The sequence below is a fragment of the Halothece sp. PCC 7418 genome (genome assembly GCF_000317635.1).
GTDB lineage: Bacteria > Cyanobacteriota > Cyanobacteriia > Cyanobacteriales > Rubidibacteraceae > Halothece.
Map to the genome: position 1 here is coordinate 3,935,753 of NC_019779.1, position 15,532 is coordinate 3,951,284.

Annotated in this window: 26 protein-coding genes and 1 pseudogene; 11 read left to right on the top strand and 16 right to left on the bottom strand. The window is 39.4% G+C overall.

Annotated features, from left to right (window positions below; translation table 11 throughout):
• Window positions 1-159: 159 nt before the first annotated feature.
• Entirely contained in the window at window positions 160-351 is a 192-nt protein-coding gene (locus tag PCC7418_RS20340; RefSeq protein ID WP_216086654.1) for a hypothetical protein, read from the bottom strand.
• Window positions 352-470: 119 nt separating this feature from the next.
• On the opposite strand from PCC7418_RS20340, the gene PCC7418_RS18000 reads away from it, so the two are divergent.
• The 3 genes from PCC7418_RS18000 to PCC7418_RS18010 are packed head-to-tail and all read left to right on the top strand — an operon-like array spanning window position 471 to window position 1,470.
• The gene (locus PCC7418_RS18000; protein WP_015227616.1) at window positions 471-710 is read left to right on the top strand and encodes an AbrB/MazE/SpoVT family DNA-binding domain-containing protein; all 240 of its coding nucleotides are present in this window, start codon (window positions 471-473) and stop codon (window positions 708-710) included.
• Window positions 710-1,105 (top strand): PIN domain-containing protein, encoded by a 396-nt coding sequence (locus PCC7418_RS18005; RefSeq protein WP_015227617.1) that lies wholly within the window; start codon window positions 710-712, stop codon window positions 1,103-1,105. Before PCC7418_RS18000 ends, PCC7418_RS18005 begins: the two co-directional genes overlap by 1 nt.
• The gene (locus PCC7418_RS18010; RefSeq protein ID WP_015227618.1) at window positions 1,093-1,470 is read left to right on the top strand and encodes a DNA methylase N-4/N-6 domain-containing protein; all 378 of its coding nucleotides are present in this window, start codon (window positions 1,093-1,095) and stop codon (window positions 1,468-1,470) included. The genes PCC7418_RS18005 and PCC7418_RS18010 overlap by 13 nt, the downstream gene beginning before the upstream one ends.
• On the opposite strand, the gene PCC7418_RS18015 is transcribed toward PCC7418_RS18010, so the two are convergent.
• Window positions 1,467-1,766, bottom strand: coding sequence for a HigA family addiction module antitoxin (locus PCC7418_RS18015; protein WP_015227619.1), 300 nt, complete (start codon window positions 1,764-1,766; stop codon window positions 1,467-1,469). The two genes, PCC7418_RS18010 and PCC7418_RS18015, sit on opposite strands and share 4 nt — an antisense overlap.
• Before the next feature lie 9 nt (window positions 1,767-1,775).
• On the bottom strand, window positions 1,776-2,057 hold the full coding sequence (locus PCC7418_RS18020) for a type II toxin-antitoxin system RelE/ParE family toxin (RefSeq protein ID WP_015227620.1): 282 nt from the start codon (window positions 2,055-2,057) through the stop codon (window positions 1,776-1,778).
• Window positions 2,058-2,330: 273 nt separating this feature from the next.
• Here PCC7418_RS18020 and PCC7418_RS18025 point away from each other — a divergent pair, with 273 nt between their 5' ends.
• Window positions 2,331-2,831, top strand: coding sequence for a hypothetical protein (locus PCC7418_RS18025; RefSeq protein WP_015227621.1), 501 nt, complete (start codon window positions 2,331-2,333; stop codon window positions 2,829-2,831).
• A gap of 162 nt (window positions 2,832-2,993) precedes the next feature.
• On the opposite strand, the gene smc is transcribed toward PCC7418_RS18025, so the two are convergent.
• The 4 genes from smc to PCC7418_RS20345 all read right to left on the bottom strand — a co-directional run bounded on the left by smc (window position 2,994) and on the right by PCC7418_RS20345 (window position 8,971).
• The gene (gene smc / locus PCC7418_RS18030) at window positions 2,994-6,548 is read right to left on the bottom strand and encodes a chromosome segregation protein SMC (protein ID WP_015227622.1); all 3,555 of its coding nucleotides are present in this window, start codon (window positions 6,546-6,548) and stop codon (window positions 2,994-2,996) included.
• Window positions 6,549-6,649: 101 nt separating this feature from the next.
• Window positions 6,650-7,612 carry a DNA cytosine methyltransferase gene (locus tag PCC7418_RS18035; protein WP_015227623.1) on the bottom strand — a complete coding sequence of 321 codons (963 nt, stop codon included), beginning with the start codon at window positions 7,610-7,612 and terminating at the stop codon, window positions 6,650-6,652.
• Between the two features lies 1 nt (window position 7,613).
• Window positions 7,614-8,705, bottom strand: a complete 1,092-nt coding sequence (locus tag PCC7418_RS18040) for a HindVP family restriction endonuclease (RefSeq protein WP_015227624.1) — start codon at window positions 8,703-8,705, stop codon at window positions 7,614-7,616.
• A gap of 32 nt (window positions 8,706-8,737) precedes the next feature.
• Window positions 8,738-8,971 (bottom strand): hypothetical protein, encoded by a 234-nt coding sequence (locus PCC7418_RS20345; RefSeq protein ID WP_150107095.1) that lies wholly within the window; start codon window positions 8,969-8,971, stop codon window positions 8,738-8,740.
• 26 nt (window positions 8,972-8,997) lie between these two features.
• On the opposite strand from PCC7418_RS20345, the gene PCC7418_RS18045 reads away from it, so the two are divergent.
• A complete protein-coding gene (locus PCC7418_RS18045) occupies window positions 8,998-9,219 on the top strand; it encodes a hypothetical protein (RefSeq protein ID WP_015227625.1) in 222 nt (73 codons plus the stop codon).
• Window positions 9,220-9,334: 115 nt separating this feature from the next.
• On the opposite strand, the gene PCC7418_RS21200 is transcribed toward PCC7418_RS18045, so the two are convergent.
• A complete protein-coding gene (locus tag PCC7418_RS21200; protein ID WP_255348268.1) occupies window positions 9,335-9,460 on the bottom strand; it encodes a hypothetical protein in 126 nt (41 codons plus the stop codon).
• A gap of 58 nt (window positions 9,461-9,518) precedes the next feature.
• Here PCC7418_RS21200 and PCC7418_RS18050 point away from each other — a divergent pair, with 58 nt between their 5' ends.
• Both PCC7418_RS18050 and PCC7418_RS18055 read left to right on the top strand, forming a co-directional pair.
• Complete coding sequence (locus PCC7418_RS18050; RefSeq protein WP_015227626.1) at window positions 9,519-9,755, top strand: type II toxin-antitoxin system Phd/YefM family antitoxin; 237 nt, start codon at window positions 9,519-9,521, stop codon at window positions 9,753-9,755.
• Window positions 9,752-10,135, top strand: a complete 384-nt coding sequence (locus PCC7418_RS18055; RefSeq protein WP_015227627.1) for a type II toxin-antitoxin system VapC family toxin — start codon at window positions 9,752-9,754, stop codon at window positions 10,133-10,135. Before PCC7418_RS18050 ends, PCC7418_RS18055 begins: the two co-directional genes overlap by 4 nt.
• 20 nt (window positions 10,136-10,155) lie before the next feature.
• On the opposite strand, the gene PCC7418_RS20350 is transcribed toward PCC7418_RS18055, so the two are convergent.
• From PCC7418_RS20350 to PCC7418_RS18075, 5 genes and pseudogenes are all read right to left on the bottom strand, one after another.
• Window positions 10,156-10,440 carry a hypothetical protein gene (locus tag PCC7418_RS20350; RefSeq protein ID WP_150107096.1) on the bottom strand — a complete coding sequence of 95 codons (285 nt, stop codon included), beginning with the start codon at window positions 10,438-10,440 and terminating at the stop codon, window positions 10,156-10,158.
• Window positions 10,400-10,606, bottom strand: a complete 207-nt coding sequence (locus tag PCC7418_RS18060; RefSeq protein ID WP_015227628.1) for a type II toxin-antitoxin system HicB family antitoxin — start codon at window positions 10,604-10,606, stop codon at window positions 10,400-10,402. Before PCC7418_RS18060 ends, PCC7418_RS20350 begins: the two co-directional genes overlap by 41 nt.
• A pseudogene (locus PCC7418_RS21055) lies at window positions 10,603-10,818 on the bottom strand (type II toxin-antitoxin system HicA family toxin). Before PCC7418_RS21055 ends, PCC7418_RS18060 begins: the two are co-directional and overlap by 4 nt.
• A 208-nt stretch (window positions 10,819-11,026) precedes the next feature.
• Window positions 11,027-11,344 carry a DNA-binding protein gene (locus PCC7418_RS18070; RefSeq protein ID WP_015227629.1) on the bottom strand — a complete coding sequence of 106 codons (318 nt, stop codon included), beginning with the start codon at window positions 11,342-11,344 and terminating at the stop codon, window positions 11,027-11,029.
• Window positions 11,345-11,348: 4 nt separating this feature from the next.
• A complete protein-coding gene (locus tag PCC7418_RS18075; RefSeq protein WP_015227630.1) occupies window positions 11,349-11,690 on the bottom strand; it encodes a type II toxin-antitoxin system RelE/ParE family toxin in 342 nt (113 codons plus the stop codon).
• A gap of 286 nt (window positions 11,691-11,976) precedes the next feature.
• Between PCC7418_RS18075 and PCC7418_RS18080 the strand changes: the two genes are divergently transcribed.
• Entirely contained in the window at window positions 11,977-12,165 is a 189-nt protein-coding gene (locus PCC7418_RS18080) for a helix-turn-helix domain-containing protein (RefSeq protein WP_015227631.1), read from the top strand.
• Window position 12,166: 1 nt separating this feature from the next.
• A complete protein-coding gene (dcm, locus tag PCC7418_RS18085) occupies window positions 12,167-13,525 on the top strand; it encodes a DNA (cytosine-5-)-methyltransferase (protein ID WP_015227632.1) in 1,359 nt (452 codons plus the stop codon).
• Here the strand turns inward: dcm and PCC7418_RS18090 are convergent.
• Window positions 13,498-14,169: an NgoBV family restriction endonuclease gene (locus tag PCC7418_RS18090; protein ID WP_171814929.1), complete on the bottom strand. Its 672-nt coding sequence runs from the start codon at window positions 14,167-14,169 to the stop codon at window positions 13,498-13,500. The two genes, dcm and PCC7418_RS18090, sit on opposite strands and share 28 nt — an antisense overlap.
• A 72-nt stretch (window positions 14,170-14,241) precedes the next feature.
• Window positions 14,242-14,424 carry a hypothetical protein gene (locus PCC7418_RS20685; RefSeq protein WP_171814930.1) on the bottom strand — a complete coding sequence of 61 codons (183 nt, stop codon included), beginning with the start codon at window positions 14,422-14,424 and terminating at the stop codon, window positions 14,242-14,244.
• Here PCC7418_RS20685 and PCC7418_RS21410 point away from each other — a divergent pair.
• Together PCC7418_RS21410 and PCC7418_RS18095 are read left to right on the top strand one after the other, a co-directional pair.
• On the top strand, window positions 14,387-14,560 hold the full coding sequence (locus tag PCC7418_RS21410; protein ID WP_396275495.1) for a DUF6888 family protein: 174 nt from the start codon (window positions 14,387-14,389) through the stop codon (window positions 14,558-14,560). The genes PCC7418_RS20685 and PCC7418_RS21410 overlap by 38 nt on opposite strands.
• Window positions 14,544-14,747, top strand: a complete 204-nt coding sequence (locus tag PCC7418_RS18095; RefSeq protein ID WP_015227635.1) for a DUF6887 family protein — start codon at window positions 14,544-14,546, stop codon at window positions 14,745-14,747. Before PCC7418_RS21410 ends, PCC7418_RS18095 begins: the two co-directional genes overlap by 17 nt.
• Before the next feature lie 158 nt (window positions 14,748-14,905).
• Here PCC7418_RS18095 and PCC7418_RS18100 read toward each other — a convergent pair whose 3' ends face one another.
• A complete protein-coding gene (locus PCC7418_RS18100; protein ID WP_015227636.1) occupies window positions 14,906-15,490 on the bottom strand; it encodes a TetR/AcrR family transcriptional regulator in 585 nt (194 codons plus the stop codon).
• Window positions 15,491-15,532 lie beyond the last annotated feature (42 nt).

Genomic DNA, 15,532 nt, shown 5'->3' on the forward strand with positions numbered 1-15,532 from the left:
CATCCCTAAGACAACCATCAACACCTGATTTATCCTGAATCTTATCACAGTCTTTTAATGAGTTCGGCTAAATTAAATCTTAAGTTCTGACAAGGTTTGACCGTTTAGACTGATTTTTCATAGTGATCTAACAATGCAGGTATATTTTGAAATTGAGACTTAAAGTTTAATTCCTAAGACTTGCGTATAAGCACCTCTGGCTTGGGTAACCCCAATAGTACGCATGGAGGCTTCAATCATGGGGCGACGTAAACTCACCACAATAAACTGCGCTTCTTGGGCTTGCTGTTGAATCTGGCTAGGCGTTGGACGGGTTTCCTTTGGAATGGTTGAGGAGGTAGCGATCGCCATTGAAGAGGGTGGCGAAGATGGTTTGGAAGTTTTTGTTGACGGCGTTTGTTTGACCTAATTGACAAATTATTCGCTGTCACCTTACTATAAAGTAAGAAAATAAGATTAAAGTAAGGAAAATGGAAGCAAGAATAACGGTTAAAGGGCAAATTACTCTACCGAAAGCCTTACGGGATGCCATGCACCTGAAAACAGGAGACAAAGTTTTGTTTGAACCACTAGAAGATGGAACGTATGTCATTAAGCCACGAACAACAGATGTAAAATCTCTCAAAGGCTGTGTCAATTATCAGGGAACTCCAAAAACCCTAGAAGAGATGAATGCTGCAATTGAACAAGAAGCAAGAACCAATTTGTAATGTATGCGATTGATACTAATGTTCTGATTCGGTATATTATCGAAGATGATCCCGAACAAGCACAAAAGGCAACAGAAGCAATTGAACAGCTAACAACAGAGAAACAAGGGTTTATCTCTTGTATTGTCTTATGTGAATTGAATTGGGTACTTAAAACAGCTTATAAGATTTCTAAGCCTGAAAGAGTCGCAACATTGCAAAAAGTCCTGTCTGTTCCTGTCTTTGAAATTGAGCAACTGGATTGTTGTCTGAAGGCTTTGAGACGGTATGAGAAAGGAAAAGCTGATTTTTCTGATTATCTAATTCAGCAAATTGGCGAAAAACATGGATATGAGATTCTTCTAACTTTTGATCAAAAAGCATCTAGAGAGACTGGCTTTCAATGTCCTTTTTGACACTCCCATCAAAAAGTCGTCGGGTTTATCCAGTTGGAGATGACCATCCCCCTGAGAAAGAGTGGCGAAAGCGGTTTATCAAATATGAGTGGATTGAAGTTTCAGCTTACAACAGTTATAGCTTGTGTAGCGACGATCGCGCAACTTTAAAAAGTAGTCGCTTGATTAAAAAGTTAGGTGTTGCTTTGTTATTGCTAATAGAGTTAGTGTTAGACCCATTTGCGGGATCGGGTTCAACTGGGATCGCAGCAGTGGGATTAGGAAGGATTTTCTTAGGGTTTGAGATCAGACGTGATTATTGTGATATAGCTGTGAAAAGATTTGAGGATTTTATCCAAGAAAGAGAAAACTTTTTCGAGTTTTAATTTTCAAAAACTGTAATTTCTTCTTTCAACTTTTTTCCTACCTGATCTTTGACAGTATCTAAATCATAATCCATCTGCAATCCTAGCCAAAAATGTGGCGACATCTTGAAGAAATAAGCTAAACGTAGAGCCAAATCTGCGGTGATTGCTTTTTTGCCATTAATAAGGTCATGGATCTGTTGGGTTGGTACTTTTAAAGACGAAGCAATTTGATTGATCTCAAGATTCATTGGTTTAATAAATTCTTCTAACAGTACCTCTCCTGGGTGAATGGGATTTAATTTATCTTCTTTCATTGGCTCACCTCAATGATAATCAACAATCTCGACATCTATAGCATTACCTTCTTCCCATTTAAAGCAAATCCGCCATTGGTTGTTAACTCGAATGCTGTATTGTCCTTCTCTGTCACCAGTCAAACGTTCTAAACGATTCGCTGTTGGAACTCTAAGGTCTTGGAGGGTTTCTGCGCGGTTTAACATTCGTAACTTTCGCAGGGCTACTTGCTGAATTTCTGAAGGAAGTTTCCGCGATCGAGTACGTTCAAAGATTTTTTCAGTTTCTTTATCTTTAAAGTTTCGGATCACTTTTTCGTTGGATCGCTTGAACAGTTCTATTCTAACTTTTGCAGCTGCGATTAGGCTACGCCTGTGCTTCGCTTTTCGCGCAAACGCGCAGTTAGTTTGAGATGTATTAAAGGCGCGATCGCGCAATTTAAAAGAGTAGGGATATGATTAAAAAGTTGGGTTTTGCTATGCTCTACTAGAACCTACATTCTTAAGTTTGCTTTAAATTTCACGTGATCTGTGATTAATTTATGATACTTTTTATAGAATTTATGTATTTTTGGATTTTCAATTATGAATGAAAAACCCTCGCTATTGAATAGAGTTTTCACAATAATTTCAGAGAAAGACTTTGAAAATAAATTTGCGCCTGTTTATCGTAAACTTGTACGCCTTCGAGAGAAGATAGGACAGAAGCGAAAAAAGTTTGGAATTTTTGATGTGCATAAATTTGAAACTGAACATCTCCTACAAGACTTTACACAAATTCAGTCATTTACAGAAAAAATAGGAGATGATGTAAATAATTGGGAAGAACAGCAACAGTTAACATATCCCGAAAAACAACTTTATACATCCCATAGAAAGAAAGTTCAGTTAGAATTAGACGAAATTTTGAAAATGATAGAAAATCGTGATCCTACATTTTGGGAAGATGTTGAAAACTTGATTTTAAATTTGACAAGAAAAGTAACAGAAATAATGAGTTTTCTTCCTGACTTAATGCCTGAACCTTTGTATAAGTTTCTTTTTGGTAAAAGTGTAAGGTCTGTTCGTCACTTATTACCAAAATAAAGATTGGATACAGCTTAGTTTATTGTGGTGCCGTAATCGTCTTACAGCGCGATCACTGTCAAGGAGAAGAATAAGTGCATCGAAATCGACTCAATTGGCTAATGCATATTTTTGTATTATTGTCAATGCGTAAGTTCTACTTTAATTAGAGGAAAATGAGACTTAAAGTTTAATTCCTAAGACTTGCGTATAAGCGCCTCTGGCTTGGGTAACCCCAATGGTTCGCATGGAGGCTTCAATCATGGGGCGACGTAAACTCACCACAATAAACTGCGCTTCTTGCGCTTGCTGTTGAATCATATTCGCTAGGCGTTGGACGTTCGCACCATCTAAAAACATATCCACTTCATCAAAGGCGTAGAAGGGGGATGGGCGATAGCGTTGGAGTGCGAAAATAAAACTCAGCGCCGTTAAGGATTTTTCTCCCCCAGACATAGAATGTAACCGTTGGACGGGTTTTCCTTTCGGGTGCGCGATAAGATTCAGGTTGGCGTTGCTGATGTCGTCAGGTTTATCCAGTTGGAGGTAGCCATCGCCATCGGAGAGGGTGGCGAAGATGGTTTGGAAGTTTTCGTTAACGGCGTTAAAGGCTTCGTTAAAGGCTTCAATTCTGCGGGTGGTAAAGGTTTCAATGCGGAGAAGCAGTTCATTGCGTTCTTCTTGGAGGGTGGTGAGTTTTTCCGTCAGTTCATCGAGACGGGCTTGGGTTTTTTCGTATTCTTCTAACGCCAGCATATTAACGGGTTCCATGTCTTGGAGGCGTTTTTGCATCTGGCGCAGTTCCTCTTGTAAGTGGGTGAGTTGTTCGCTGTAGTTGGCGAAGGTAATCGTTTCGCTGGGGGTTTCTTGCACTAATTCGGGGATTTCGGGAAGCGGTTGCGCAAGGGAATTTCCTTTCTCCTCATACTGACTTTGTAGCGTGGCGAGTTTTTCTTGTTGTTCGCTGAGGGTTTCTTGCAGTTTTTGCTGCTTCCAAGTTTGCTTGTCTTGTTGACGTTGATGGGAACGGAGGGTTTTGTCTGCGCGATCGCGCTCTTCTTTCAGTTTACCCAGTTTCTCTTGTAATTGGGCAATTACAGTGTCGGTTTCGGCAATTTTCGCTGCAATGTCTTGCTTTTGCTGTTCAACGGTTGCTTTCTGTTGGTTTGTTTCTACCACCCGCTGTTCATATTCCGTTAACCGTTGTTCAGAAGTAGAGATTTTTTCCTGTAATCGTAATTGTTCCGTTTCTAACTGCTGTTGTTGCTGTTTCGCTTCATTGAGGGCGGTTTCTGCTTGCTTTAACTCCGCTTCCTGCTGTTTAATCACCTGCTGAATTTCTTGCCATTGGGTGTTGCTGTGACTAGCTTCTAACTCCGCCAGTTCCGCTTGCAGTTGCACTAACTCGGTTTCTTGTTGGGGGATACTATTGGCGAGGAGTTCTAAACGCCCTTGCAGTTGCATCAACTCATTTTCATTTTGACTCAGTTGTTCACTAACTTGCTGTTGCTGTTGGCTGAGACGTTCAATTTCCTGCTGGGTTTGTTTATACTGCCATTGTTGTTCTTGATGCTGCTGGCGAGTTTCGTTGAGTTGTTCTGTCAGTCGTTGGCTTTCAGTGGTTGCTTGTTCAATTTTGGGGTCACAAACCGCTAAAATTTCCTCAATTTCCGCTAAACGGGCTTTTAACTGTTGAATTTCATCGGATTCCGTTTCCGTCGCTGTGCCAAAATGAAGACTAGAACGGGTGCTGCGACTTCCCCCACTCATCGCACCACTGCTTTCTAAAATTTCTCCCTCTAACGTCACGATGCGGGTTTTCCCCAGATGGGGACGGGCTTTTTCTAAAGTGGTAAACACCGCAGTATTGCCAAAAACATAAGCAAAAATGACCTGATAGCGCGGTTCACACTCGATTAAGTTTGCTGCATAATCCACGAAGCCATTGGCATAGCGTAACGCAGCGGTCATATTTTGACGCGGGGGTTGAATTTTATTTAACGGGAGAAAAGTTGCTCGCCCACCGCGTTTTTCTTTCAGGAGTTCAATGGCTTTTGCGCCCACTTGGTCATTTTCAACCACAATTTGCGCCAGTCTTCCCCCGGCTGCGGTTTCTAAGGCGAGTTGATAGCGGGGTTCTACTTGTCCCAGTTGGGCGACTAATCCGCACACTCCCGTTATGGGGCTCTGTAAAATGATTTGGGTGGCGTATGTTCCTTGGGCTTTTTCTTCCGCTTCTTTAGTGGCTTCCAGTTTGTCTAACTTGCGTTGTTTGTCTCGTTGTTCTTGTAAGAGACGAGTTTGGGTTGCTTGTTGCAGTTTCTTTTCTTCTTCCGCGTGACTCAGTTGTTGGGCGAGAGTTTGAACCTGTGCTTGCAGTTGGTTAACGGTTTGTTCAAGTTCTTGAAGCGTCTGTTGTTTCACTTCTAGTTCAGGTGTGAGGGAAGCAAGGGTGGTTTGTTGTTCTTCAATTTTCTGCTGGAGTTGCGTTTCTCGTTCTTGCAGTTGCGCTTGTTCTGTGCGCTGGGGGTTGAGACTATTTTGCAGTTGATTAATTTGTTGACTGAGTTGAGTTTGTTGCTGAATCCATTCTTCTGATGCTGACGCGATCGCGTTGGCTTGTTCTCGACTTTCTGCTAATTTAGTTTGAGCAGTATGCTGGGCTTGCTGTAACTCTTGAAGCTGTTTCTCACTTAGGTCTGCTAATTCCTGCTGTAAGGTTTGTAAGCGCGTCTGCTGTTCTTGCAGTTGCGTGCGCGTCTGTTCCTGTGCAGTTGCAGTTTCTTCCAGCGTTTGATTTAACTCTGCTTCCCGTTGTTGCAGTTGTTCTTGTTGGGCTTTTTGTGTCGCCAGTTTCGAGGTGGCTTCTAACTGTTCATCTTCTCCCAAGGCTTTCACTTGGGCGTTCAAGTCATCCAGCGTTTGACTGGCTTGTTGGATTTGGGTTTCTGTGGTTTGAATCGTCTGCTGGAGTTGGGTTAAAGTTTGCTCATTCCCCGTAATTTCCCCCTGTAACGTATCAATTTGCTGTTTTAGGGCTTTCCACTCCAAAACCGCTTCCCATTGTTGTTTCTCTTGAATTTCCGCCTTCAGTTGACGATATTTCTCCGCTTTGTTGCGTTCACTGGCAGCGCGATCGCGCGTTTTAATCAATTCTTGCTGGAGAATCTCACAGCGTTCCTCTTTTTCTTTTACCGTCTCCAGGGTTTCCTTCGCCTTGGCAATTTTGCGGTCAAACTCCGCCACCCCCGCCAACTCATCAATAATTTCCCGTCGTTCGCGCCCATTCATGCTAATAATGCGCGTGACATCACCCTGTAACACCACGTTATAGCCTTCGGGATAAATTCTTAACGCCCGCAGTTGTTCATGGAGTTGGCTTTGTGTACAGGTTTCATCATTAATATAGAACGTGGAAGCATAACTTCCCTCCTTCGTCACCCGCAGCCGACGCGCCACCGACCATTCCGTCTCATCATCCAATTCAAAGGTGACCTTAACCGTTGTCTCCGCCCGTCCTTTGCCATTATTCTGATTATTAACCAGATCAGGCAATCGTTCGGCACGCATTCCCCGCGAACTGGCTAAACCCAACGCAAACAGCAGCGCATCGAGAATGTTCGACTTTCCTGATCCATTGGGACCCGAAACCACTGTAAACCCCGTTAGCAAGGGAATCTGTGTCGTCTGACCAAACGACTTAAACCGTGATAATTCTAAACGCTTAACATGAACCATAACGGTTATTGTAACGGCAATTGGAGCGCGATCGTTTATCCTTGCAGTAGTTTATAGCTTAACAGAGACAACATGATGGGATATGGTGTAATACCATCTCATTAAAAAGTAGTCATAGAAAATAAAGACATTTGTTTATATTGTGTAGTATTCCCCTCAATATGTTGTCTAAGCGCAGAAGCAACATATTCCGCTAATTTGACAGGAACTGCATTAGCAATCGCCAGTTCAATATTTGTTTTACTACCATTAACCCATTTAAAACTTTCAGGAAATGTTTGTATCAGACTGCGCTCTTTAGTCGTTAATGGTCTGACTAATTCTAAATTAGAGGTTGCATCTAAATGATGACCTGGATATCCTTTTGGAATGGGTCGATTAACACTCCGTATCGTAGCACTCGGTTCATCAATACTATAAATTCCTCGACGTGCATAACTTCGAGGATGTCGATAATAATATTCTGTTCCTAATGTTGTTCCCAAATAATCACGAACCGTCATTGGCTTAGAAGCTAAATTATTCAATAAGAAATCATCTAAAAAGTTATCTTCTCCATTAAATTCCCCAATAACAAAGTAACGTTTTCGCTTTTGTGGGACACCACATAAACTGGCATCAAGTAATTGTACTGTAATCCCATAACTTCTAGATTTTAATAATTTAATCGATTCTTTGTAAACATCTTTTTTAACCAGTTGATCAACATTCTCCATAACAAAATATTGAGGCTTGACTTGTTCAATAATTCTCGCAAAAGAATAAGTCAAATTTCCCCTACCAAGATTTTCATCTCTTTTACCAGCTTGAGAAAAATCTTGACAAGGCGGTCCGCCAATAATTATGTCAGGTTCAAAATCCTTGAGTACCTCGATACTACTTTCAATATCACTTAAATCAATCGGAAAAATGTCATGTGAGAAATTATTTTTATAGATGTCTATTGCCGTTTTCCAATTATCTGCTGCTACGACTAGTTGAAAGCCTTGATTTTGAAATCCTAATGTTAAGCCGCCACAGCCAGCAAATAAATCAACGACTCTTTTAGAAGCTACTTTACTCATGTTATCCAAAAATTTCACTTGTCCCTAGAATAGCAGCATCAAATCTCCTTTCTGGACTTAACATTCTCTCACCTTCATTAAGAATAATATTTTTAATTTCATTTCTTTTAATACGTGGAGATGTTATTTGATCACACTTCATATACCGTCTCGTGATTTTACCAGAAACAGCAAAGGCTTTATCATTTTTAGTATCATAAGTAAGATTATCAATGACTCCTCTTTGATCTATTTTTCCTTTTTTTGAAAAATCAACGAGCATCTTTGCTAGCCAGATTGCTGTTCGATAATGTCGAGTAATTTTTTGTCGGTTAGAAGAAGATTTACAGACATCTATGAATAAGCGAGTTAAAGCATAATCACTCCAAACAAATATGTCCAAACAGTTTTCATGTAGAATTAGTGTTTTCCCTTCTGTTTTCCAGATTGGTTGTAAGAGAAAAGGCTCTTGCTGACTTAATCGACTCAATAGCACAGCATCGATCGCGCTAATAATTTTATCAGAATTCTGTCGCATTACGTCAGGATCATACCAATTATTCTCCCGAATATCTTCTAGGTGTGGTGAGATTAAATCTTTTAGTGCGTTTGCTTCTTCTTGAAATTTTAAGGCAATGCTTAAAGCAAGATACACAATTGTATCAGGACGAATCACAATCTCACAGCCATAATTTTCGTCTGATTCAGAAAAGGTCGTATGATCAGGTAAAGCTGTTAATTTAATTTCAATTCCTCGAAGTGGACTTAATTGCTTATTTTGAATACGATTAATTACCAAATCTATTCTTGGTAAACCATTATTAACTAAATGTTGATAACAATTGTATTGATTTTCAAATGCGTAAAAGGTCTCGTTAGCTAAAGGATTAATTCCGTAAATACTATTAACTTTTATCGTTTTCTTTTCAACTTCCAAGTCAGAATTTAATACTAAATAAATGGGATCAATTTCTTTTTGGTGCATATAACACCCCAAAGCCGTAGGAAATGCAGTGTTAAATTGATTTTTTCCCCATGATTCTTTTAAAGAGAAATCTTTATTGGTATGCTTTAAACCATAAAGACTTGGAGAAAGCTGTTGATCAGAAGCCATTATAAAAATAATTTAAAATGAATATAAATTAATTATAACTTACGAAGGGAGCGCGATCGCGGTTTTGGGAAGGGGAGGGAAGCGCGATCGCGTGTTTTTGGGAAGGGGAGGGAGGCGCGATCGCTGTTTGTGGGAAGAGGAGGAAGCGCGATCGTTGTTTTGAGAAAGGAGAGAAGGCGTGATCGCTGTTTGTTTAGGAAGGGAAGGGGAGCGCGATCGCTGTTATTGGGAAGGAGAGGGAAGCGCGATATGATCAAGAAAAACAAGAGATATTTTTTATGGAAGCGAGAACATGACTAATTTATTAACACAAGCCTTCAATAAAGCTCAAAATTTACCAGAACATCTTCAAGATGAACTAGCTAAACAAATGATTGAAGATATTAAAAGCGAGCTTCAATGGCAAAAGACGTTATCTCAACCTCAAAATTCTTCTCTAGATGAATTAGCCCGTCAAGCCTTAAATGATTCTTTCGAGGGGAAAACTAAGGAGATGGGCTTTGATGAAATATGAATTCCGAACTAACTAATGATTTCGTCCAACGTTTTGCTCAATTGCCAGAGAGAGTCAAAAAGACGGCACGGAAGAATTATAAACTCTGGAAGGATAACCCAACGTATCCTAGTACTCAACCAAGATGATTATGACAGGCTGGGAGTCGAAGTCGTTCTAGTTTCACCCGAGCATCGACCACAAAAAATTGCCAATCCACAGTGGCTTGTTGACCATTGCGAGTCTCTTCCCAATCACTCATAATTTACAATTGAATCAGGAGGAGGATTATCCCTTGAGCTTATAACTGAGGCTTTTTTATGCTAAGTGTGACAATTGATGAAATTCAGCTCGATCCTTCAAAGTATCTGCGCCAAGTGGAGGCAGGTGAAACCATTGTGATTGTTCGAGCAGATAAAGTGATCGCTGAACTGAGACCAATCAATACGAATAAGCCATTACGACCGTTTGGATTATGTGCAGGGGAGTTTACCGTGCCAGATGATTTTGATTCTCCATTGCCAGAAGATCTTCTCGATGCATTCGAGGGTAAATGAGGATTCTGCTAGATACACACATCTTTCTATGGTTTATCAGTGGCGATGCCCGGTTGTCGAAAGATGTTCGGGATGCAATTCGCGATCCAGATAATGAGGTTTACCTGAGCGCAATTTCAGTCTGGGAAGCAATTGTCAAGTACCAGTTGGGCAAGCTACCTTTGCCGGAGCATCCCGAAACTTATTTACCCAAACAGCGCGATCTGCATCAAATTACCAGTCTTGACCTTAATGAAAGTAGTGTGCTTCAACTGGCTAAACTGCCAACATTACATCGCGATCCATTTGACAGGATGTTGATCTGCCAAGCATTACAAAACGGTTTGACCATTGCGACAGTAGATACAGCAGTCCGTGCGTATCCAGTCAACGTTATGTAACATTAGTCTCCTTTCGTCGTCTAGATAAGACGCGATCGCTGTTTGAGAAGAGTAGAGAAGGCGCGTAGGTCGAAGACCGAGCCGTAGAGCCTCGCTGTTTGATGAAGGAGAGGGGAGCGCGATCGCTGTTTGTGTGGAAGGGACAGAAGCGCGTAGGTCTCCAGACCGAGCCGTAGAGCCTCGCTGTTATTGGGAAGAGGAGGAAGCGCGATCGCTGTTTTGGAGAAGGGGAGCGCGATCAGGTTAATAATTAGGGTTTGTTTTTTAAGCAGCAGTTGAATCAGGTGTCGGTAAGGGCAAACCATCTTCCTCAAGTAGAAGCTCTAACACTTCTTGACCATTTCTAGCGGCTTCTTGGTAGCTGTTTCCGTGAGTTCGATAAGTTTGTTCAGGAAAATCGGGAAGATGAACAAGATAACAGTTGTCTTCTTCTGACCAAACAATGAGCATTTGATATCTAAGATTATTCATTTGTCCTCTCCAGACTGTTGTTTAATAAGTTTGATCGCTTCTTTGACCTCTTTCTCTTGATAAGGTTTAGCATCATCCCCATCCTTACCAGACAAAGTTACTCGACCAGGGTAAAGACTGTGAAGCTACTTGGTATGACTTCCTTTACCAGAATGCTCAGAAAAACCAGCTTTTTTGAGCATGGCTTTGAGTTCACGGATTTTTTTGGGCAAGTTCTGATACTCCTACAGCTAAAGCCCTCGTTACCTAAGATAATATAGAATCCTGCATTTGGCTCTCCTTTATTTTGGTGCGAGTTACTATCGCTGTGTGGAGAGTAGAGAGGCGCGGAAAGCGAAGCATAGGCGGAGCCACATCGCTGTTGGGAAGGAGAGGGAAGCGCGATCGCTGTTTTTGGGAAGGAGAGAGGCGCGATCGCGTTTAGTCTTGATTAACAGATACTGATGGTTTAAAGTCAATTGTTAAACCAACTGCTTTAAGAAGAGAAGTAAGTGTCATCAAATTAGGACTTTCTTTTTTACTAACGATACGCTTTAATTCCTCTCTAGAAATATTCGCTTCTTTGGCAAAGTCTAAAGTTTCTTCTCTAGCTTCAATAACATTATTTAGAGCCAAGAAAAAAGCCTCCATATTTCCATCCTCTAAAGTTTCATCAAGAGCAGCTTTGAGATATTGTGATGAATACTCTGGATTACTTAGTCTTACTAGCAAATCGTTTCTGTAACTTTTTATGGGCATTAGATTACTCTCCTCGGCTTTCTTTTTTGTAAGCATTCCAAAGCTCTTTCGCAAGTCTAATATCTTTATTTTGACTGTTTTTCGAGCCACCTGTCAGCAAAAGGATTACTCGTCTCCCTCTAATTCCATAATAAACTCGGTAGCCTGCACCAAAAGAAAACCGTAATTCATAGATTCCCCCACCTAAGTTTTTATTATCGCCAAAATTGCCCAAACTGATGCGGTCAAAACGAGCATCAATTCGAGCTTGAAATTGAGAGTATAAGGTTTCAAACCATTCATCAAAAGGACAAATTCCCTCTTGATTTACATACTTTTCAATTTCCCATAACTGCTCTTGATTCACAATTTTACTAAATCAATTCAGAAGAAGAAGACTCGTTAGCTACGTATTTTACCTTAAAATACTGCATAATAAACTACTTTATACTTGGCGATCGCGCTTTGGGAAGGAGAGAAGGCGCGATCGTTCACTCTTACAGTAGTTTATAGCTTAACAGAGACCGATTAAGCCTTATCGGAATTAGCTTATACCGAGGGTTACAGGTTTACACAGCATCAATGTTGTCTAATATGGTATTAAATTGTATAATGTTGCATTAACGGGCAAAATCAAAGTGTTGATCTTAGCCATGAAAAAAGATGAACTTTTAACCCCTGATGAAGTCGCAAAAATTCTGAAAGTGCATTCAGAAACAGTGCGTCGTTGGCTACGTGAAGGGACTCTTTCAGGAATCAAATTAGGAAAGAGTTTAAGGTGGCGTATTAAACGAGAAGAATTAGACAGATACATCGCTCAACAAGGAAGGACTGAGAACTAAAATGACAACAGTAAATTTTATTGATCTCTTTGCAGGAATAGGGGGAATGAGATTAGGGTTTGAATCAGCTTGTCATGAATTAGGTTTAACTCCAAATTGTGTATTTTCTTCAGAAGTCAAAAAAACTGCTATTTTAACCTACGAGAAAAATTTTAATTCTCAAGTGGAGGGTGACATCACTGAAATTAATTTAAATGCCATCCCAAATTTTGACTTTTTACTGGCTGGTTTCCCTTGTCAAGCATTCAGCACGGCGGGAAAACGACAAGGCTTTTTAGATACAAGAGGAACATTATTCTTTGAAATTGAGAAGATATTAAAACATCATCAACCACAAGGCTTTCTTTTAGAAAATGTCGATAATTTGGTTAATCATGACCAAGGCAAAACTTTAAAGACCATAGAAAACAACTTGTCTTTATTAGGATATCAAATTTCTTGGGGTGTTTTTAATTCCAAGTATTTTGGAGTTGCCCAAGAAAGAAAAAGAATTTATATTACTGGATTAAAGCAAGAAAAAGTTTCCTTAACCGAATTGCATTTCTTAATGAATGCTCAAAAAGAAGTCCGATTAAACGATATTCTAGAAACTAATCAGCCTACCTTAACCGATGATTTTTCTATAAAACTAACAGCTGCTTTTTCTCCTCAAGAATTAGTGGGCAAAGCCATTAAGGATAAACGCGGTGGCAAGAATAATATTCATAGTTGGGAACTTTGCCTAAAAGGAAATATTACGACAGAACAAAAAGAAATATTAAATACTTTACTCAAGATTAGAAGATATAAAAAATTTGCCCAACTCAAAGGAATTAAATGGATGGATGGAATGCCATTAACCTTAGAAGAAATAGAAATGTTCTACGCAGAAAATAAATCATATCTTTGTCCCAAAAACTTAAAGAAAAGTTTAGATAATTTAGTCGAAAAAGGATATTTAAAATTAGAACACCCAAGGGATGAAGTAGCAGTAGAAGAGAAAGGAAAAATGATCAAAAAAAGAGTACCGCGAGAAGATTTACCGAAGGGATATAATATTGTAACAGGAAAATTAAGTTTTCCCATTTCAAAAATCCTTGATCCTAACACTGTAACACCAGCATTAGTAGCAACAGATATGGCAAAATTAGCAGTTGTCGATGGTGAAGGAATTAGAAAGCTGACGATCAGAGAAGGATTGAGATTATTTGGCTTTCCTGAAAGTTACCAAATCAATTTAAAGCCAGATCAAGCCTACGATCTTTTGGGAAATACAGTTGTTGTACCTGTGATTAAGTCTGTTTCTCTAAGACTGCTAACGACAGCTTTAGCACACTTGAATAATAGAGACATTCAAAGCTCTTTACCTGTCTGCTCATAATACTTTTCCTTGACTTGAGGAAACCATCCTCTATATTTTTCTAAATCCTTTGTGTGATTGTATTGGTCAATCGTTTGTTTTAGTGCTTCTACAAACTCTCGTTTGGAATGAAAGGGCTTTTGACCTTGTTGTGAAAACCAAGTAATCGGTCGAATGTTAACAATAACATTACTTTTAACTTGACATTTGATAGGATACCTTTGTGATTTGCCTGTAATTTCCTCTATTTCTTTCAGCCAAATATTTTTAATTTGAAAATCTCCATCGTTATTAAGTGTATATCCAAAAATTAAATATTTAGCATCTAAGCGATAAGCATGAGTCGTTAATGAATTAATATAAGCAAGAAAGTTAGCAACATCGAAGTTAGGAGATGCGTCATTATTAAATACTTTTACTTCTAACAAATTCTTTTGATCAGATTCATCCAGTAAAAAATCAGGGAACTCTTGAGTATTGCTTTTAGTTCTATACCAAATATTTTTATAATCTAACCATGCACTAAACCACTCTTGAAACAGATCGCCAATACCACTTTTCTGGCTAACTTTTGTATTAATTCCTGCAAAATTAATCCGAAACTCTCCAGTTTGATTGGTAATTCTATCTTCTAGTAAAAGGTTGTAAATTTCTTCGGCTGACAACTTGTTTCTCATGAATTTTATCCTTAGATCATAAAAACTATGATATCTTATCATTTAGATGCAAGCACCAAGTTAGGCGATCGCGCTTTGGGGAAGAGAAGGAGGCGCGATCGCGTTTTTTGAAGAGGAGGTGAAGGCGAGTGAGAGATTTAGAAATAGGATAAGCAACAGACTAGCACAAAGTATTTTAATGACAGTAATGCCAACCGAGTCACAAATGCTAAAATGTATAGCACTTTGCCAAGTCTTGTCCAACTGCTACCGACCGATTCAATTATTTCGTTATGATCAAGAAAGAAGAGAAATATTTTTGATTGCTGGCGAACAAGGAACTATCGAACTTACAATTTTTGAAACAGGACAATGGAGGTACGATGTCGCAGAAACCTAATTTCACTCAAATGAGCCTTTCTGAATTAAGGTCTTATGTCTTGGCTAATAGAAATGATGAGGAGGCTTGGAAAGAATTTACCAGTCGTCCCCGTCCAAATGCCATTTATTTTGATGCTAATCTTACTCTATCTGAAGAGAAGAAAAAATTACAGGAACTCATAGAAAATTCAGACAAAACTAATTAGTTGAAAGCATAATCGCTGTTTAGGAAGAGTAGATAGGGCGCGATCAGTGTTTGGGAAGGAGAGTGGAGCGCGATCGCGCTAAAAAGTAGCCTTTCAAAATCAAGATATTATCAGGGGAGTTCAAGGTATTTCATCTTACTTGAAATTCTTCTCAAAACTTAACCGATGATTAATTTGACTAAACTATTAATGAGCACTTCTTGTTCTAAAGGGATAATTTCTTTGCCATGTAAGACTTCTTGCGTGAGAATATATCCCATTAGCGAACCGATAAAAATACGCACCGTTGCTTCTGTATTTTCTAAATTTAATTCGGGATGAGAGTCTAAATAGTTAGTTAAGGTTTGAATGACTTTCTCTGGTAACGCTTTCACCAATAATTGGGCGAGTTCAGGAAATCTTCCCGACTCACCAATAATCAAACGAATAAACGCAATATAGTCTTGATCAGTTCTAATTGTATTGAGAAGTTTGTCTGCAATTTGACGCAATACCATTGCTGGATCGCCAGACAAGGAAACTGATCCAAACACTCTTTCAAATCGTTCCGTTGTTACTTGTTCCATCAGAAAAACAAATAACCCTTTCTTATCTTGAAAATGATTATAAATTGTATTTTTGGAAACGCCCGCCACCGCAGCAATACGATCCATACTCGTTCCTTCATAGCCTTGTTCTAAAAAAACAGAAATCGCACCTTGAATGATTTGCTGACGTTTTGAAGATTGGAGAAGATTCACCATGAAGGAAAAATTATCTTTCTGTAGAGAGTTTGCTTATTTTTA

Bases quoted from the DNA above. Each gene is read 5' to 3' on its own strand.
- PCC7418_RS20340 (WP_216086654.1), bottom strand. From the start codon at position 351: ATGGCGATCGCTACCTCCTCAACCATTCCAAAGGAAACCCGTCCAACG.
- PCC7418_RS18000 (WP_015227616.1), top strand. From the start codon at position 471: ATGGAAGCAAGAATAACGGTTAAAGGGCAAATTACTCTACCGAAAGCC.
- PCC7418_RS18005 (WP_015227617.1), top strand. From the start codon at position 710: ATGTATGCGATTGATACTAATGTTCTGATTCGGTATATTATCGAAGAT.
- PCC7418_RS18010 (WP_015227618.1), top strand. From the start codon at position 1,093: ATGTCCTTTTTGACACTCCCATCAAAAAGTCGTCGGGTTTATCCAGTT.
- PCC7418_RS18015 (WP_015227619.1), bottom strand. From the start codon at position 1,766: ATGAAAGAAGATAAATTAAATCCCATTCACCCAGGAGAGGTACTGTTA.
- PCC7418_RS18025 (WP_015227621.1), top strand. From the start codon at position 2,331: ATGAATGAAAAACCCTCGCTATTGAATAGAGTTTTCACAATAATTTCA.
- smc (WP_015227622.1), bottom strand. From the start codon at position 6,548: ATGGTTCATGTTAAGCGTTTAGAATTATCACGGTTTAAGTCGTTTGGT.
- PCC7418_RS18035 (WP_015227623.1), bottom strand. From the start codon at position 7,612: ATGAGTAAAGTAGCTTCTAAAAGAGTCGTTGATTTATTTGCTGGCTGT.
- PCC7418_RS18040 (WP_015227624.1), bottom strand. From the start codon at position 8,705: ATGGCTTCTGATCAACAGCTTTCTCCAAGTCTTTATGGTTTAAAGCAT.
- PCC7418_RS18045 (WP_015227625.1), top strand. From the start codon at position 8,998: ATGACTAATTTATTAACACAAGCCTTCAATAAAGCTCAAAATTTACCA.
- PCC7418_RS21200 (WP_255348268.1), bottom strand. From the start codon at position 9,460: ATGAGTGATTGGGAAGAGACTCGCAATGGTCAACAAGCCACTGTGGAT.
- PCC7418_RS18050 (WP_015227626.1), top strand. From the start codon at position 9,519: ATGCTAAGTGTGACAATTGATGAAATTCAGCTCGATCCTTCAAAGTAT.
- PCC7418_RS18055 (WP_015227627.1), top strand. From the start codon at position 9,752: ATGAGGATTCTGCTAGATACACACATCTTTCTATGGTTTATCAGTGGC.
- PCC7418_RS20350 (WP_150107096.1), bottom strand. From the start codon at position 10,440: ATGGTTTGCCCTTACCGACACCTGATTCAACTGCTGCTTAAAAAACAA.
- PCC7418_RS18060 (WP_015227628.1), bottom strand. From the start codon at position 10,606: ATGAATAATCTTAGATATCAAATGCTCATTGTTTGGTCAGAAGAAGAC.
- PCC7418_RS18070 (WP_015227629.1), bottom strand. From the start codon at position 11,344: ATGCCCATAAAAAGTTACAGAAACGATTTGCTAGTAAGACTAAGTAAT.
- PCC7418_RS18080 (WP_015227631.1), top strand. From the start codon at position 11,977: ATGAAAAAAGATGAACTTTTAACCCCTGATGAAGTCGCAAAAATTCTG.
- dcm (WP_015227632.1), top strand. From the start codon at position 12,167: ATGACAACAGTAAATTTTATTGATCTCTTTGCAGGAATAGGGGGAATG.
- PCC7418_RS21410 (WP_396275495.1), top strand. From the start codon at position 14,387: ATGCTAAAATGTATAGCACTTTGCCAAGTCTTGTCCAACTGCTACCGA.
- PCC7418_RS18095 (WP_015227635.1), top strand. From the start codon at position 14,544: ATGTCGCAGAAACCTAATTTCACTCAAATGAGCCTTTCTGAATTAAGG.
- PCC7418_RS18100 (WP_015227636.1), bottom strand. From the start codon at position 15,490: ATGGTGAATCTTCTCCAATCTTCAAAACGTCAGCAAATCATTCAAGGT.